Origin of the sequence: Tatumella ptyseos ATCC 33301 (assembly GCF_000735525.1) — a bacterium.
GTDB lineage: Bacteria > Pseudomonadota > Gammaproteobacteria > Enterobacterales > Enterobacteriaceae > Tatumella > Tatumella ptyseos.
In genome coordinates this window covers 93,441-107,764 of record NZ_JMPR01000038.1, presented here as the reverse complement: position 1 = coordinate 107,764, position 14,324 = coordinate 93,441, and the positions used below count along the sequence as shown (strand labels likewise).

21 protein-coding genes and 1 pseudogene are annotated in these 14,324 nt (G+C 45.7%); 14 read left to right on the top strand and 8 right to left on the bottom strand.

The annotated features are described in order from the left end of the window. The first annotated feature begins 212 nt into the window (after positions 1-212). The 5 genes and pseudogenes from GTPT_RS12385 (at position 213) to GTPT_RS12370 (ending at position 3,327) form a co-directional block, all read left to right on the top strand. Positions 213-356, top strand: coding sequence for a DUF4222 domain-containing protein (locus GTPT_RS12385; protein ID WP_081671419.1), 144 nt, complete (start codon positions 213-215; stop codon positions 354-356). Beyond that, positions 353-1,234 (top strand): conserved phage C-terminal domain-containing protein, encoded by an 882-nt coding sequence (locus GTPT_RS12380; protein WP_029989295.1) that lies wholly within the window; start codon positions 353-355, stop codon positions 1,232-1,234. Before GTPT_RS12385 ends, GTPT_RS12380 begins: the two co-directional genes overlap by 4 nt. Continuing rightward, entirely contained in the window at positions 1,231-1,662 is a 432-nt protein-coding gene (locus GTPT_RS12375) for a PerC family transcriptional regulator (protein WP_081671412.1), read from the top strand. Before GTPT_RS12380 ends, GTPT_RS12375 begins: the two co-directional genes overlap by 4 nt. Beyond that, positions 1,659-1,945: pseudogene (locus GTPT_RS17865) on the top strand (DNA adenine methylase); the annotation flags it as partial. The gene GTPT_RS12375 and the pseudogene GTPT_RS17865, both read left to right, overlap by 4 nt. A 77-nt stretch (positions 1,946-2,022) precedes the next feature. Then, a complete protein-coding gene (locus tag GTPT_RS12370; protein WP_029989292.1) occupies positions 2,023-3,327 on the top strand; it encodes an MBL fold metallo-hydrolase in 1,305 nt (434 codons plus the stop codon). Positions 3,328-3,716: 389 nt separating this feature from the next. On the opposite strand, the gene GTPT_RS12365 is transcribed toward GTPT_RS12370, so the two are convergent. Beyond that, entirely contained in the window at positions 3,717-4,619 is a 903-nt protein-coding gene (locus tag GTPT_RS12365) for a hypothetical protein (protein WP_029989290.1), read from the bottom strand. 217 nt (positions 4,620-4,836) lie between these two features. On the opposite strand from GTPT_RS12365, the gene GTPT_RS12360 reads away from it, so the two are divergent. Further along, positions 4,837-5,274, top strand: coding sequence for an ORF6N domain-containing protein (locus GTPT_RS12360; RefSeq protein WP_051170672.1), 438 nt, complete (start codon positions 4,837-4,839; stop codon positions 5,272-5,274). Positions 5,275-5,354: 80 nt separating this feature from the next. On the opposite strand, the gene GTPT_RS12355 is transcribed toward GTPT_RS12360, so the two are convergent. From GTPT_RS12355 to GTPT_RS12340, 4 genes are all read right to left on the bottom strand, one after another. Beyond that, entirely contained in the window at positions 5,355-5,612 is a 258-nt protein-coding gene (locus tag GTPT_RS12355; RefSeq protein ID WP_029989287.1) for a hypothetical protein, read from the bottom strand. 19 nt (positions 5,613-5,631) lie between these two features. Next, positions 5,632-6,189: a hypothetical protein gene (locus tag GTPT_RS12350; RefSeq protein WP_029989285.1), complete on the bottom strand. Its 558-nt coding sequence runs from the start codon at positions 6,187-6,189 to the stop codon at positions 5,632-5,634. Positions 6,190-6,191: 2 nt separating this feature from the next. After that, on the bottom strand, positions 6,192-6,779 hold the full coding sequence (locus GTPT_RS12345) for a phosphoribosyltransferase (RefSeq protein ID WP_029989283.1): 588 nt from the start codon (positions 6,777-6,779) through the stop codon (positions 6,192-6,194). Between the two features lie 210 nt (positions 6,780-6,989). After that, entirely contained in the window at positions 6,990-7,586 is a 597-nt protein-coding gene (locus GTPT_RS12340; protein ID WP_051170671.1) for a hypothetical protein, read from the bottom strand. 555 nt (positions 7,587-8,141) lie between these two features. On the opposite strand from GTPT_RS12340, the gene GTPT_RS12335 reads away from it, so the two are divergent. From GTPT_RS12335 to GTPT_RS12320, 4 genes are read left to right on the top strand one after another with little or no spacing between them, the layout of a single operon-like run. After that, complete coding sequence (locus GTPT_RS12335) at positions 8,142-9,029, top strand: ORF6N domain-containing protein (protein WP_081671418.1); 888 nt, start codon at positions 8,142-8,144, stop codon at positions 9,027-9,029. After that, complete coding sequence (locus GTPT_RS12330; protein ID WP_029989278.1) at positions 9,030-9,290, top strand: hypothetical protein; 261 nt, start codon at positions 9,030-9,032, stop codon at positions 9,288-9,290. It begins immediately after the preceding gene. After that, positions 9,287-10,303 carry a DUF968 domain-containing protein gene (locus tag GTPT_RS12325; RefSeq protein WP_029989277.1) on the top strand — a complete coding sequence of 339 codons (1,017 nt, stop codon included), beginning with the start codon at positions 9,287-9,289 and terminating at the stop codon, positions 10,301-10,303. The genes GTPT_RS12330 and GTPT_RS12325 overlap by 4 nt, the downstream gene beginning before the upstream one ends. 18 nt (positions 10,304-10,321) lie before the next feature. Next, positions 10,322-10,687, top strand: coding sequence for an antiterminator Q family protein (locus tag GTPT_RS12320; RefSeq protein WP_029989276.1), 366 nt, complete (start codon positions 10,322-10,324; stop codon positions 10,685-10,687). A 22-nt stretch (positions 10,688-10,709) separates the two neighbouring features. On the opposite strand, the gene GTPT_RS12315 is transcribed toward GTPT_RS12320, so the two are convergent. From GTPT_RS12315 to GTPT_RS12310, 3 genes are read right to left on the bottom strand one after another with little or no spacing between them, the layout of a single operon-like run. After that, positions 10,710-11,126, bottom strand: a complete 417-nt coding sequence (locus GTPT_RS12315) for a hypothetical protein (RefSeq protein WP_029989274.1) — start codon at positions 11,124-11,126, stop codon at positions 10,710-10,712. Next, positions 11,123-11,332 (bottom strand): hypothetical protein, encoded by a 210-nt coding sequence (locus tag GTPT_RS17580; protein WP_145959574.1) that lies wholly within the window; start codon positions 11,330-11,332, stop codon positions 11,123-11,125. Before GTPT_RS17580 ends, GTPT_RS12315 begins: the two co-directional genes overlap by 4 nt. A 55-nt stretch (positions 11,333-11,387) precedes the next feature. Continuing rightward, on the bottom strand, positions 11,388-12,257 hold the full coding sequence (locus GTPT_RS12310) for an LAPAL motif-containing putative phage structural protein (RefSeq protein ID WP_029989272.1): 870 nt from the start codon (positions 12,255-12,257) through the stop codon (positions 11,388-11,390). A gap of 204 nt (positions 12,258-12,461) precedes the next feature. On the opposite strand from GTPT_RS12310, the gene GTPT_RS12305 reads away from it, so the two are divergent. Genes GTPT_RS12305 through GTPT_RS12290 form a run of 4 tightly spaced genes read left to right on the top strand, consistent with a single transcriptional unit; the run spans position 12,462 to position 14,275 of the window. Continuing rightward, entirely contained in the window at positions 12,462-12,845 is a 384-nt protein-coding gene (locus GTPT_RS12305) for a phage holin family protein (RefSeq protein ID WP_029989270.1), read from the top strand. Continuing rightward, a complete protein-coding gene (locus GTPT_RS12300; RefSeq protein ID WP_029989268.1) occupies positions 12,832-13,113 on the top strand; it encodes a phage holin family protein in 282 nt (93 codons plus the stop codon). The genes GTPT_RS12305 and GTPT_RS12300 overlap by 14 nt, the downstream gene beginning before the upstream one ends. 2 nt (positions 13,114-13,115) lie before the next feature. Beyond that, positions 13,116-13,745 (top strand): glycoside hydrolase family 19 protein, encoded by a 630-nt coding sequence (locus GTPT_RS12295; RefSeq protein WP_029989266.1) that lies wholly within the window; start codon positions 13,116-13,118, stop codon positions 13,743-13,745. Then, a complete protein-coding gene (locus GTPT_RS12290; protein ID WP_038011497.1) occupies positions 13,742-14,275 on the top strand; it encodes a hypothetical protein in 534 nt (177 codons plus the stop codon). Before GTPT_RS12295 ends, GTPT_RS12290 begins: the two co-directional genes overlap by 4 nt. The last annotated feature ends 49 nt before the right edge of the window (positions 14,276-14,324 follow it).

Genomic DNA, 14,324 nt, shown 5'->3' with positions numbered 1-14,324 from the left:
AACAGCAGAACGAAGACTACCGCAACTCAGGGTACTACCGGTCACAGGTGGAAAGACTCCGGTTATTTACTGTTATGTGGTGATGGTACATGGCCAATGGGTGCCGGTGAACCACAGCTTTGCGGAGTGGGCTGTGGGTGTTGTGGCCAGCCAGAATAACCGGAGGGCCGCATGTGGAAGACGAAATCATTAAACCGTGGGTTGAGAAGTACATGGATTGGCGGGATGTCACAGTTGAAACCGTGGGTATCGATATCGTTCATCAGCGGGTTATATACCGGCGCCCGGGGTATGAGTTTGACTGTGTCTGTCCGCGGCGTGACTGGCCAAAGAAATTCAGGAAGGTAGAACAATGAGTGTGAAATTAAGTTCGTACGTCTGGGACGGTTGTGCTGCAGCGGGTATGAAACTGACCAGTGTAGCAATCATGGCCCGCCTTGCTGATTTCAGCAATGACGAGGGAGTCTGCTGGCCAAGTATCGGGACGATTGCCCGGCAGCTGGGTGCAGGTCCCTCAACGGTCCGTACTGCCATCAGTAAGCTGGAGGAGGGCGGCTGGCTCACCCGTCAGCAACGCCGGGCGGGTAACCGGAATGCACCAAATATCTATCGCCTGAATATCGCTAAGCTTCGGAAGGCTGCTTTATCTCACCTGCCAGCATCTGACCCGTCAGAATCTGACGCATCAAAATATGACGAGTCAGAATCTGACGCATCAAAATCCGACGCGTCAGAATCCGGCAAAAACGATATTTTTGACCCGTCAGAATCCGGGGGGGATCCGTCAGTAACTTCAACACCAGATCCATCAGTAAAATCAAAACCCCTTTGTCAGGTTACGCCGCAACCCGACCCTGAAGTGGTCATCACTGACCAGGCGAAACAGGTTTTAAAACACCTCAACCTGACCACTGGCTCACGTTTCACAGCCTCGAATTCATCACTGGAAAATATCCGGGCCCGCCTGCGGGAGAAATATACTCCCGAAGAACTGCAACTGGTTGTCGATTACAAAACCGAAGACTGGCGGGGAACGGAGCAGGAACAATATCTCCGGCCGGCCACGTTGTTCATACCGAAAAACTTCCCGGGCTACCTGCAGCGTGCAGGCAAATGGGATGCCGCCGGGCGCCCTCAGAAATTAAACGGGCGCTGGGCCAGGCCCGGAGAGCGGGGCATTACGACAATCGACACACCGGATACCGAAATACCTGCCGGTTTCAGGGGGGCATGATGGAACTTGAAAACAGAATTATCGCTGTGATTGTAGAGAAACACCCGGTGAAGTCCTGTGATATTTACGCCGCGGTGGGCGGTTCAAAGATCCAGTACAACCGGGCGATTAAGGCGCTGATCAAGACCGGACGCATTGACCGTGACAAACAGCACTATTTTCCGGCTGAGGATCCAGCGGCCACGAGCCCAAAATATGTTGCTCATGCAATGGCGGCGGAAGGACTGGAGAAAAAGCAACTCTGGAATCGTGCAGCCACTGAATGGCTAGCAGCTTTTGATTCAACACACAGTGATCACCTTCGGACGATTGCCGCCCGTCACCGTGAAGAGTGCCTGACCAAAAACAAATGCCGGTATTACGTATCTGAATGTCCACTTGCTGGCCGGATAAATGCAACAGAACTGGTGGCGGGGTACCTGGTATGACGAATGCTATCGAAATCCGGGAAACAGTACGGCGCCGACCGTTCCTGAAATGGGCTGGTGGTAAATTCTCACAGCTTGCAGACCTGGAACAATACATTCCTGCCGGCAAGCGGCTGATTGAGCCGTTTGTGGGCGTTTCATGAATTCAACAAAACACGCTGATTTCCTGTTGGCAGACGTGAACCCTGATTTGATTAATCTGTGCCAGATGTTGTCTGTAGTACCCGAAGCTTTTGTGATAGAAGAATCGTTGATGTTTGGTTTTCTGAATACACCGGATAGCATATAGTTATATGTATGCTTGGGGTGATGAGTGTCAATTAACATATATTTGAATGTGGTTCAGTTTAAGGAAGAAAAATGACATCGCTTATAGTGACTCAAAGATTTCATCCGGTAGGAAATGGCACTTTTAAATCAGGTAGTATCACAGGCTGGAATGCAACAGAGACTTTCAATTGGGTTTATGATTGTGGCTCCACAAGCATGAGTACACTCAACCGTGTATTAGGGGAAATAACACGGTACGGATGGCCAGAATCCATTAATATGTTAGTGTTATCGCATTTCGATAATGATCACGTAAACGGCGTCGAAGAGATTCTGAGGAACTGTCGTGTTAAAACGCTGGTGCTCCCATATTCAGAATGGGCGCAGACCGTGCGAGAAATTTCGGTTATGGGCAAAAAAGGCACTTCACCCTCAACATCGCTAATGCAACTCAATCCAGTTAAATGGCTAACATCTAAAAATTTTGATGATCGTGTTGAAGAGATTGTACTGATTGAGGGTGGAGCGGGTACTTCGCCTGTTCCTTACGGTGATGATGAGCCTGAACCAGAACCGAGCAATTTTCAGCAGGAGGATGATATCAGACGTTTCAGTCAGAATTACTTTTCTTTGGGTTCTACGATGTCTGGTGTTCCAAGAGTTAGAATACTCCGTCATGATCGCTCTATTCAAGCCTTAAACATGGGTTTTGAGTTCGTCTTTTATAATGCTGAAAAAGACTTTGCCACCCTAGGGTTGATTATACAGCGAAATGGAAAATTGTATGCAAGACACTCAGGCAGTCTATTATCCGATGTCAAAAGAGATATTCAGAACACCATCATGAATATTAACCTACACCAGCATTTATCGAAAATCCCTCCAGATTGGAGAAAAACACTAAAAGAATGCTATGAAAGACATTTTGGACACTCTGGCAGAGCCAAGAATAATATTTCGCTATGTATGTATGCCGCACCTATGAGAGAAACATCCTGTCAATTTCATGTGAGTGAGCACGCAAATAGATTCTCAAGCCGTCTTTTCGGCTGGACACGCTTGAATACTATTATGCGGAAAACGAAGGAGCCTACCGATCGGCTGGCTACACTCTGTACTGGCGATATTCATCTTACTTCATCAGTGATTTCAGATATCCAAAACCATCTGGGAACAGGACGCTGGAAAAGAATTGGCTTGGTACAGGTTCCTCACCATGGCTCTCAACATTCGTGGGAATTAGGTAATGCTAGTTTGCTTGCTCCTGCGCAATTTTTACATTGTGCATCTGGCACAAAGCACCATCCACATCCCCAGGTGCAGGGAGATCTCAGCAGCTCGGTTGTGCATACCGCAGATCGTAAACAAGGTGTATATGTTCAATATGAGTATTGATTTAAGGGAGGGAGCCTCCCTAAAAAACTCCAAGAAACATTACTTATCACAAAGTTCCCGTTAGTGCGGCACCTTTGAACCTGCACCCTTTAGATCTAACAAATGTTATTATCCACTTTCGTATTTGGCACTCAGTGGACTAGTTAAAAGGACTGAAGGTCCGCTGTGATTTAAGTGCGGACATTGGCAGTCTCAACAATATGACTAGCATTGAGGTATATTAATCAACGGGGAGTAGGTCACGCCATGTATAAGACGGGCTGGTGACCTGCCGATGTTTAGTCTCAGGCATCAGTTACAGTTACACATAGTCCGAGAAATATATTAACTCAACCAGTGATATCCGCTGGTTTATCTGAAAAATATTATTTTGTGAGTTATTTTCATTGCTAAAATAAATGTTCTTTTATTATATAAAAATCGGATATCTTCTGAAGTGCTGATGTGGGAATGGTTTTTTTGTTTATACTCAAGCCTGTTTCGGTTTTCTTTATTTTCGCTATAATATATTCATCATCAATGTAATTTTCTCTCTCTCCAATGAAATCTATTATATACTCTTTCGCTTCTAAAGCTTTAGTTATGTGATATTTTTCATTGAATATAACATAAATTTTAAAAATGGAATTTATGTGTTCATTAATAATCGGGATTGTTGGGAAGGATTCATCCATCTGTTTTAAGTCAGCCTTTACCTGAGCCCCCCACTTTGAGAATCCCTGAATTAATTTATCTCTTATAAAATAGACAATTAACTCTACACTTACAGTATTACTGACTTCATCAAGTGATTTTGATATAGTGTGCGAAAGTGGAGGCATTCCACAGTGCTGAACAAAATTTCTGAGCTTATACATGAACCTATATGAAAATTTACTGTCAAATTCATTTGCCGTCAGCGATTTAAATTCGAGAAGTTCTGTTGATTCCTCCCCGTACCGCCTGTTAATACTAGTTTCCATATGTTCGAGTAAAGTTTTCACTGACATCAGATAGTTCAGTATTCGTGAGTTAAAAAGGGATGGGAAGGTTTTGAATGGATATGAACCAATGAAGGAAGGCTCTTTTGCTGCTTTTATAATTGTTTCACTCAGAAGTTCCATTAGTGACTCATAGTTCAATTTTACATATTCTACTAAAGAAAAATCGTTCACAAACTCCATAAGTATATTTGTTTTTTTATCATATGTTTCAAGTTCATCATCACTAAGGGTTCTTATTTCATTTATTTTTTTTGCCTCAATTCCTTCTGAAATTGATTCTTTAGCAAGGATTATAGTGGATTCGCTCAAGACTACCTCCCGGGTTAATTTTCTGTTAATCAATATGCAGTGCTACTGGGATAGACTTCACGTGTGTTACATATACTTAAGTTGTTAATAATATCACTACCTCGTTCAAAATTATAATTTTTTTATTACCTCAGAACCTGCATACCACCATTTAATGTTCCAGGCACAAAACGTAAGTAGTAACTGGATATTTAATCAGCACCTGTAGTAAGCTTATTTGCCTGGCGCATCAGTAAACCTTCCAGTCTTATCCTATCAGGGTGTCCGTGTCGTTACGACCGAAACCCTGGCAGAAGGTTATGGCACCAGAGTTACAAACATCCGCACCAATCTGGACGCCAACCGTCAGCGTTTTATTGAAGGTTTACACCTTTATACCGTATCTGGAAAAGAGCTTGCTGATTTGCGAGTCAGTAATCCTGACGCACAAATTTCCAGCAAAACACGTTCTCTGACCTTATGGACAGAGAAGGGCGCTGCCCGCATGTCCAAGATTGTTGATACTAACCAGGCCTGGGATTTCTTCGAGATACTGGGAGACAGTTACTTCAACCTGCGGGAAGTGTACGGCGTTATGCTGCCCAATATTGATGATCCGATTCAACTGGGCATAGTTTGGGCTGATGCTATGGAATCAGTATGGAAGTCTGCTTAGAGCGAAAAGCGGACTAGGCTTAACGTCATACTGAATGGCAGCAGAAGGGCGTAAAAAAACCGCCTCGCGGCGGCTTTTCATTAGCGGGATAAATACTCTTCCGTCAGTCTGGTAACGAGTTGCTTCTGTGCATTAGGAGCGGATTCTGCTGAACGCTCGGCTTCCCGCAGTTCATTCTGATGTACATCACGCCTCGCTTCCTGTACACCACTACCGTCAGAACGTTCACAGTCCCTAGCCAGCTCGCTGAGATATTCCTCTCGGGCTTTTGTGTAAGCAGAGCCTAAATTTAATAACGTTTGGGGTTCTTCCAGAATACGAGTTTCTTTATCGTTCATATCTATTCCAGCAAGGAAATTAAATGAGAGCCATTTGCTGATTCTTAATAAGAGACAGCTTTTCGGAAAGTTTAATTTTTTCTTCAACTTTCTGAAGTGACGTAGCCGACATAAAGTTAATCAGATTATCAACATCTTTCGGCTCTTTAATAATGACAAATTCCTTTGTCTTATTAATGAAAACAACGGAGCTTTTCTTACGCGATAAAAGTTCTAAGACGTTGCTTAATGTTCCAGGGCTTTTAGTGTCCCACACCATAAGCCCATAATCCGCAGCCTCAGCCATCTTTATATCTTTTGCCGTAAAGAATGCGCGTGTTCCGGGCGCGTGATGTGTCTGAACCACGTTCACTGGCCACGAACCAAGGTTATTGCGTGGTTTAGGTGAACTGCTGAAGACAGTAGTTGCCCTGCACCCCATATCAAGGAGTTCTTGCTGAACCGATGAATCAACGCCTGTTGCGTCACCAACGATAACGTTAAACTTCTGGTCCACAATCTTTTTCAACCGCTCAACGATAAGATGATCAAGTTTCTTTATGGTTATTGAGCCAGCAACGAAAACTGTCGTCGTCATGGTTATCTCCAGGTCAGCGCCGCTACATAGATTTTGTTGATTTTATTATAACCGCGAAGGGCTGCTACCGCAGCTTCCATTGAAATGCCTGTATGGTAGAGATCGTCGATTATGAGGGCGTTATACTTCCCGCTGCTCGGTATAAGATCTTGATAGGAAAACATATTAGCAACTGCCGCTTCTTTTTCGGCTCTGGTGTGCAGATCTTTTAAGGACGTACCGCCTGCCTGCTTAAGGATCATGCCGTCGAAATATCCCATTCCTCCCCCCATTTTTTCAGCAAGAACAGTGGCTACAGCCGTAACGGGTTGTATAGTCCTGGGTTTGGTCGCAGCCATAGGTATAATTAACTGAATGTCCTTAAACAGCGGTACTGCATGTTGCAACAGGCATTCAGCCAGTGGATCAACTTGGTTCCAGTCTTCCTGATATTTGAGCTGGTATACAGCTTCACCTACTTCTGTACGCTCGTTATGAAACTGTGGACGTCCATACTCATTATCACCTAAATATGTGCTTTTTTTCATATGCTTATCCATTGCATATCCTTCATCCCAGTTACCCGAAATTTGTTTTATATTTACATTCATGCGTCATCCCTTGCTGTTAAGATTGAGTACGGAATCAACATACATCATTTAGGATTTATCCGAAAGATTGAGCGTAAACCAGAATCAATCTAGGCAACCTCACATGTAATACACTCGTATTACATGTGCCGGTAGTTTAAGCGTTTTACCGAATGCCCGAAGAAGGACGTAAAAAGCAGCATAGCAGCTCGTTTGACGTGGTTAGCGGCATCATTCAAACAGATCAGGAAAAATTACGCGTTCTGCACTGGTTTTAAGATTAATTTCTGCAAAGATAGATGCCAGGAACTCTTCGGGCGGATTTAAGTATATTATACCGTGCATGCAACCAAGCCATCCAAGTAAACACCATAAGACATAGCGCATTCTTTCCGTTAAAAGCTTAGGTTCGAATAATATTTCATTAAGTGGACGCAATTTTCTATCTTTCATCAGGTTTTCTTCTGATGATGTTAAAAAATTAACAATTTTATCTTTAAGCTTTGGACTATCTATTTTATGAGCTAAATCATTCCTAAGTTTATTTAGCGCATCAAGTACAGGCCAGACACCCCCTGGGATTTTTAGCTTATACAGATGAACTCCGTAAAGTGCTTCAGCTAATTTCAATTTATGATGAAAAGAGAATTGAACACCCTCTAAAACTTTAGGAGTCTTGCAATGAAGCAAGACAATTTCATACAATATTTCTTCTAAAAAAAGATGAGACTTCAGTACCAATGATGTCATATCTAGTTCAGGAGTTAAATGTTTATTATGTTTGGATTGGTATTCTTTAAAGAGATTATTAAGACTTTTTTGATCCATAATGTTCATCTCCGTTTAAAAAATCAAATGTAGCATGGTTGTTGACATAATTAAAACACAGCAGGGAAACCCAGGCGTTCTGCACTTATATTCTCCTGCCCAAGTGCTCACTATATGTGTAATCTTCTCTATTAAAAAGCACAACATGTAGTGCTTGTGGTGTGGTTGTATAGCAATGGTGCGATTTACCGAATGCCCTTAAAGAGGTGTGAGGAAACTGCCTGACGGCGGCCTTATAATTGCGGGCCAATAATACGTTACTAAGTGTAACAATAAGCTTTATTGCAGTAATGGGTTACCCTACAGGTGATTATTACCTGAAAAAATCAGCTCGGAAAACTGATAACTTTCGTCATATAAGCATAAATATATATACGAAGGTTGAACGCTTAAACGTCCGCTTTCGGCACAAAGCTGAAGTAGTACCTGGATATTTAATCATCACTTGTAGTAAGCTTATCTGGCTGGTGTATTGCAGTACTCGCAGCAAAGGTTGATCCCGTTCATTTGCAGATGATGGGGCGGGACCGATATAAAATCAGTGTGGAGAAAACTATGTCCTTACCTACGAATGGGGCTATCACGCCCGCGAACCGTTTGAATTCTGTTGCGCTGTCTGGCGTATCAGCAAACCTTCCAGTCTTGTCCTACCAGGGCATGCGCGTTGTCACAACGGAAACCCTTGCTCTTGGCTATGGTACTGATGAAGGAAACATCAGGACAAATCTCTCTCGCAATATCGACCGGTTTGAAGAAGGTATCCATTATTTTCTAATAACAGGATCAGAGTTAAAGGTGTTCAAGAACAGAGTAGCTAATAGTAACTCTGTTGGAAGTAATGCCAGGTCACTGACTCTGTGGACAGAGAAGGGCGCTGCCCGCATGTCCAAGATTGTTGATACTAACCAGGCCTGGGATTTCTTCGAGAAATTAGAAGACAGTTACTTCAATCTGCGGGAAGTGTACGGCGTTATGCTGCCCAACATTGATGATCCGATTCAACTGGCCAGGGCCTGGGCTGACGCTATGGAAGCAAAACAGCAGGCTGAGCAACTGACTCACCAACAGGCTGAATACATCGAACACCTGGAGGAACTCTTTGCTGAAGGTCTGTCTCCGGTCCAGTTCTGTAAGCGCCTTAATGGTGTGAACACATCAAAAATCAGCACTTATCTCCAGTCAGCTAACTGGCTGTATGACGATAACCCTCAGGGCCGACATGCTCAGTGGCGTGTGAAGTCAGTAGCCAGAGATAAGTATCTGACAGAGAAATCAGTGCAGGTCACCCCCAATGCCTCAGCCAGCTTCACAACCTATCAGCCAGTTCTACTCAGGGCTGGTGCCGTATGGCTATACCGGAAATACCTCAAAGGTGCACTCCCTATGAAAAGGGACTGGGATGGTGAGCATACGCACGATAAATATTTGGCGGGAGGGATCTGAATGGGAGTTCAATCCAAAAGTCACTTATTCGGATGCAGCAGCGTACACAGGGTTCGGTCTAAAACAGCAAGGACGGATTTAACTCCGGATCAGTTTCTCGCGCTGAAGGAAACACAGGACTATCTGAAGGAACACCCTGAAGCTGTTTCCGTAGATGGGGATGATATTTTTGCATCAGAGGCACTTTGCCGTCGATATATCCATCTGCTCGGAAATAAAAAGCTGAAAAAAGCTTTCCGCAAGGCGATGGCGAACAAATGAGAGCGTTATTGACGCCTGACGTGGCGCCACGTACCGGGACCGTTATTTTACGGCCCGGTAATGACCTGCTAGGGATGTTTCGGGGACGTATTGTTGTCTCGATGGAACCGGAATACCTGAAGTCTGTACCGTCCGGCCGGTTACATGATTCAGAACAGCCATTGCTGGATGACCCGGATCTGCATCTCTTCTGGCACCACCCGCGGGTGATTGAGGTTGCTGGCGGGATGAGTCAGCTCCAATCCTATGTTGCTGATCTCGATTGCTGCCAGTTCAACGCTGATGAATATCACCACCACCAACACACTACGCTAAAAGTCGGTCATGGTTATGTCTGTCTTTGCTACACCCATGACAACTATTTCCGTGAGATAAATATACCAGAGCAGATGCATGCTGTAGCCAGGCAAAACACCGCTGAATTTGTTATTCGCAAAGTAGTGTCTGACTTGTCATTACCGGCTGGCCATCTCCTTTCCATGCCGGAACTGTGCTGGTGGGCACTGACTAAAGGAGTCACTGACTTGATACCGGAAGTCCCCGGGCGCCGGCTATTCAGAATGCCTAAGGGGCAGGAACTCCGTGGCACGATGAAAGAAAGTGACATTATCGGCTATGACGACAGTGCCGCGGCAGTCATGGAAAGAACGGCAGAGGAAGCTAAGCAGGTTCTGTGCCTACGCATTGATCCGGAATCCCCTGAATCATTTATGCGGAAACCAAAGCGCCATCGATGGGCTAATGAGAAATATACGCGCTGGGTGAAGTCTCAGCCCTGTGCCTGCTGCGGTACACCTGCAGACGATCCGCATCATATTATCGGCCACGGGCAGGGGGGAACCGGTACTAAGGCTCATGATATATTTGTTATACCGCTTTGCCGTGCTCACCATGATGAATTACACAGGGACCCGGCAGCGTTTGAAAGCAAATACGGCAGTCAGCTTCTGCTGCTTTTAAGAACCCTTGATTACGCCTTTGCAGTAGGTGTTATCGGGACCGCTAAAAAATAATGTGTGGAGACAGAGATAATGCGTGATATTCAGCTAATAATGGAAAAATTCGGCGGATGGGCAGCATCAGACAGCAGTGGTGTTGATTATTCTCATATCGCGGCGGGTTTTAAAGGACTTCTGCCCCAGACCCGGGCTTCCCGACTCAGTTGCAGTGATAGTGACGGGCTCATTATTGATGGCTGCATGGCAAGGCTTGCAGTTCGAAGACCTGAAGAATACCGGCTATTGGTGGCGCATTACATTTATGGCATGCCAAAAAGGAAGATAGCCAGGATACTAAAGCGTGATGAAAAGTGCATTCGGGTTGAACTTCAGATGGCTGAAGGTTTCATTGATGGCTGCCTGTCTGCACTTGATATAAAACTTGAAATAGATATTTGAGTAGTAGGCCCGCTACTGTCGGTTAACTTTGTGGATCGACAGTTTTAGATATTTGCTCAGATGACGCAGCAAGTATAGAATCGCTGCCAATAGAGACCAATAATTCAATAGTTCTGGCTTTTGCTTGCATCAATTTTTCTTCAATTTCCGGGGTCAAATGCCCCGAGTTTAACTGCTTCTCTATCTCGGCTAGGTCTCGTTTACATTTCGATCTCTTGGCTGCATCCTCTGGGGACTCAAGTCCATGCCTTGAAATAAACCAATTCATAACATAAGTGAGGACCGCTGCTACACCCGGGACCAAGGCATAAGCAACAGTCCTCCAAACGCTATTTGGATCGGTCAAAACTGCGCCGACTAAAACGCTAAGTATTGCCCCCCAACCTCCTGTGGAAAGAGTAGCTTTACCAGTGCTTAATCCTTTGTTTTGAGAACTCATTTTTGTTTTGAATTCTCCGCTATAGCTTCATCTATGAGGCTTGCAAGCATTTTCACTTTTTTTCGTGGCACTTTCACTGTTAGCGTTCTTGTGGAGCCAGTGTTTTCGTCATGATAACGAAATTCAAAGATTCTGGTTGGGAACAGCTTACGCCAAAGCAAAGCCGATGCTGAATAGCAGAAACGACTAAAGGTAGGAATGATCATAATCACTCCTATCCAGAAGATCAGTTGTGCTATCAGCAAATTCGATGTCACGTTATCAGGCCTCAGCAGGACGTTTCCGCTTAACTTTGGTTATAGCATACTTGGTTGTCGTGTTACGCGCAGTGAAAGTTTTTGTTGTTTTGAGGTCCACAACGAACAAATCTTCTTTTGTGAAACTCACAATACCTGTTTGAACTTGATGTATGAAAAGCTGGTCTTCAAACGAAACAGCATGCTCTTCACCGAGGTAGTCAATTCTCCACCCCTTTGTCCCTTCGAAGTTAATTTGAATGAATCTAACATTTACCTCTTCGATTGATTCTCGTTTCTCAAGCAACGTGCCTCTAGGTAAAGACTTCACTTCCTCTGTTTCTTCTCCTTCGAGACGGACGACTTCTTCACCTTCTTCATTGATGACTTTGAAAACTGCACCGGCTTTTCCATCTAGCGGGGCTCGAACTACGTTAACAAGAGCATCTCTAATCTCAGGATCTGTTACTAATTTTGCAACAGAATCATGGCAAACAATTTCTTCACCCTCGAGTTCTAGAACAGATTGGTCTGTACCTACTTTTTTAGTGATTGAAATGACCCTCTTACTTCCTAGCTGTCGAATCAGTGATAGTGCTGGTGCGCCAATGGCTGCGCCCGCCAAGCCAGTTAATCCAATTACTTTTGCAACGTTGATGGCATGTGGGACGAGTTCCATCATTGTATAGGAAACACCCAGTGAGCCAGCTTCAGCAGGGTTGGTCACCATCAACTTAACAGTTTGTTGACCGTCATTAAGCCGCTTATCAGCAGCTGAAATCAAATCAGCCATAGAACCGATTGAAATGCTGAGAGTTTTTGCATCAATTTTATGCTGTGCTAATTCATTATCTTCTGCATCATAGAAGATTTGGAAAGAAGTAGTTTTAGCCACCCTTAACTCACTCTGGTTTAATTTTCTTTAAAAATACCTGTTTTACTGAAAAAAAACATTATCTCGGTCCGCAAAAAATAGTCTAACGTGATAAGAGTGGTTACTTCGCCACACCGCTTATCATCGTTTTAATCCCCACACTCCAACAAAACCACACACATTTCCCCTCATTCTGAGAGGATTCACAGCTATTGAGGGGACATCATGTCCGAACCCATATCCGGTACCGGAGCTGCAACTGCGGCACTGACCGGAGTCAGTTTGTATGGTCTGCTTACCGGTGCTGATTACGGCGTACTGTTTGGTGCGTTCGCCGGTGCAACGTTTTATGTCGCGTCTTCACCTGGTCTCGGGCATCTGAAGCAGGTGGCTTATTTTCTGGTGTCCTGGGCTGCGGGAATAATGGGTTCCGGGCTGGTGGGTTCAAAGCTTCAGCAATGGACCGGTTACCGGGATCACCCGCTGGATGCACTCGGGGCTGTCATAGTGGCGGCAGTGGCTATCCGCTTTCTGACATCACTGAGTAACGGAAGTATCGCTCAGATTCTGACCCGGATGCGTGGAGGGGGAGGCAATGCAGATTCATAACTGGCCTGCACTGTGCAATGCGCTGCTGAGTATGGTGATAGTCATCGTTCTGATGTTCTGGAAAAAGCAGGGGCACCGGTACCGGCCTTTTATCTCACTGATAGCCTGGGCTGTGGTGATGATCTACGGCAGCATCCCTATCGGTTATCTGTCAGGACACTACACCGGAACACACTGGCCGGTGGTACTGGTTAATTCTGTTATCTGTATAGCGGTATGCCGTGCCAGAGGAAATATTGCACGGTTACTCTCTCCTTTGAGGCTCTGACCATGGAACAGGAACAATTTCGGATGGCGGCTGGTATCAGCGCCGGACTCGCTGTGCGCTGGTTTCGGCCGGTCATGGCTGCAATGGAAGAATTCGGGATACAGACACCCCGGGACCAGGCAATGTTTATCGCCCAGACAGGGCACGAGTCAGGAGGATTCCGGCAGCTTCTGGAGAGCTTTAACTATACCCCTGAGGCATTACTGACAACCTTCGGAAGACGGATAACCACGTATCAGGCACAAATGCTGGGCCGGAAACGGGGAAAGCCGGCGCAGCAGGCAGCGATTGCTGCACTGGTGTATCAGAACAGAATGGGTAACCGGTATAAAGACGATGGCTGGAAATACCGCGGTCGCGGGCTGATACAAATCACCGGCCGCGATAATTACACGGCCTGTGGTACAGCGCTGAATCTGGATCTGGTTTCTATGCCTGAGTTGCTTGAAAGAGACACCGAAGCTGCCCGTTCTGCAGCCTGGTTTTATGCCTGCCGGGGTTGTCTGCAATGCCCGGGCGACATACTCAGCGTGACACTGCTGATTAACGGGGGCAGGAAGGGGCTGAAGGAAAGGACTGAACGCTATCAGCGGGCTTTGAGTCACATAACGGTGAACGGGGAAGCCGGATGAATATTAAGCTGATGGCGATAATGCTGTCGGTACTGGTGGCCTCACTGCTGGGAACTGCAGTGATGAGCGCATGCTACAGAACGGCCGTAAAACGGGCAGACAATGCAGAGGCGCAAGCCGTTTTGCAGGGTAAGGTTATCGCGCGTCAGGCAGAGATAGTATCGCTGTACAATAAGGTGGCTGCAGATTCAGTCACGGCAGCAGCCGGCACAGACGCCCGCTCACAGGAGAACGTCATTGAATACAGAACTATCCTCAGGCGCGAAAAAAGCTGTGACTATGCTATCCCTGCTGATATTGCTGACGGGCTGCTCCGCACCACGTACCGTTTACGTACCGCAGCCCTGCCAGCCTCTGCCAGCCGCACTGACCGCTCCGGTACTGGTGCCGCTTCCTCCGGCAGGCTGACATATTGTCAGGCGGTGTTATGGATAGCACCGCTACTGGCTGCGATAGAAAAAGCGAACCACCAGCTTGCCTCTGTCAGAGAAATACAATCCGTAAATGGGGGAACCCATAGCAGCAATTAAATTTCCCGGAAGGTGACTGAGGTCCGTGGAGACGCCGCTGGTTTCTTAT

Bases quoted from the DNA above. Each gene is read 5' to 3' on its own strand.
- GTPT_RS12385 (WP_081671419.1), top strand. From the start codon at position 213: ATGGATTGGCGGGATGTCACAGTTGAAACCGTGGGTATCGATATCGTT.
- GTPT_RS12380 (WP_029989295.1), top strand. From the start codon at position 353: ATGAGTGTGAAATTAAGTTCGTACGTCTGGGACGGTTGTGCTGCAGCG.
- GTPT_RS12375 (WP_081671412.1), top strand. From the start codon at position 1,231: ATGATGGAACTTGAAAACAGAATTATCGCTGTGATTGTAGAGAAACAC.
- GTPT_RS12370 (WP_029989292.1), top strand. From the start codon at position 2,023: ATGACATCGCTTATAGTGACTCAAAGATTTCATCCGGTAGGAAATGGC.
- GTPT_RS12355 (WP_029989287.1), bottom strand. From the start codon at position 5,612: ATGAACGATAAAGAAACTCGTATTCTGGAAGAACCCCAAACGTTATTA.
- GTPT_RS12350 (WP_029989285.1), bottom strand. From the start codon at position 6,189: ATGACGACGACAGTTTTCGTTGCTGGCTCAATAACCATAAAGAAACTT.
- GTPT_RS12345 (WP_029989283.1), bottom strand. From the start codon at position 6,779: ATGAATGTAAATATAAAACAAATTTCGGGTAACTGGGATGAAGGATAT.
- GTPT_RS12340 (WP_051170671.1), bottom strand. From the start codon at position 7,586: ATGGATCAAAAAAGTCTTAATAATCTCTTTAAAGAATACCAATCCAAA.
- GTPT_RS12335 (WP_081671418.1), top strand. From the start codon at position 8,142: ATGTCCTTACCTACGAATGGGGCTATCACGCCCGCGAACCGTTTGAAT.
- GTPT_RS12330 (WP_029989278.1), top strand. From the start codon at position 9,030: ATGGGAGTTCAATCCAAAAGTCACTTATTCGGATGCAGCAGCGTACAC.
- GTPT_RS12325 (WP_029989277.1), top strand. From the start codon at position 9,287: ATGAGAGCGTTATTGACGCCTGACGTGGCGCCACGTACCGGGACCGTT.
- GTPT_RS12320 (WP_029989276.1), top strand. From the start codon at position 10,322: ATGCGTGATATTCAGCTAATAATGGAAAAATTCGGCGGATGGGCAGCA.
- GTPT_RS12315 (WP_029989274.1), bottom strand. From the start codon at position 11,126: ATGAGTTCTCAAAACAAAGGATTAAGCACTGGTAAAGCTACTCTTTCC.
- GTPT_RS17580 (WP_145959574.1), bottom strand. From the start codon at position 11,332: ATGATCATTCCTACCTTTAGTCGTTTCTGCTATTCAGCATCGGCTTTG.
- GTPT_RS12305 (WP_029989270.1), top strand. From the start codon at position 12,462: ATGTCCGAACCCATATCCGGTACCGGAGCTGCAACTGCGGCACTGACC.
- GTPT_RS12300 (WP_029989268.1), top strand. From the start codon at position 12,832: ATGCAGATTCATAACTGGCCTGCACTGTGCAATGCGCTGCTGAGTATG.
- GTPT_RS12295 (WP_029989266.1), top strand. From the start codon at position 13,116: ATGGAACAGGAACAATTTCGGATGGCGGCTGGTATCAGCGCCGGACTC.
- GTPT_RS12290 (WP_038011497.1), top strand. From the start codon at position 13,742: ATGAATATTAAGCTGATGGCGATAATGCTGTCGGTACTGGTGGCCTCA.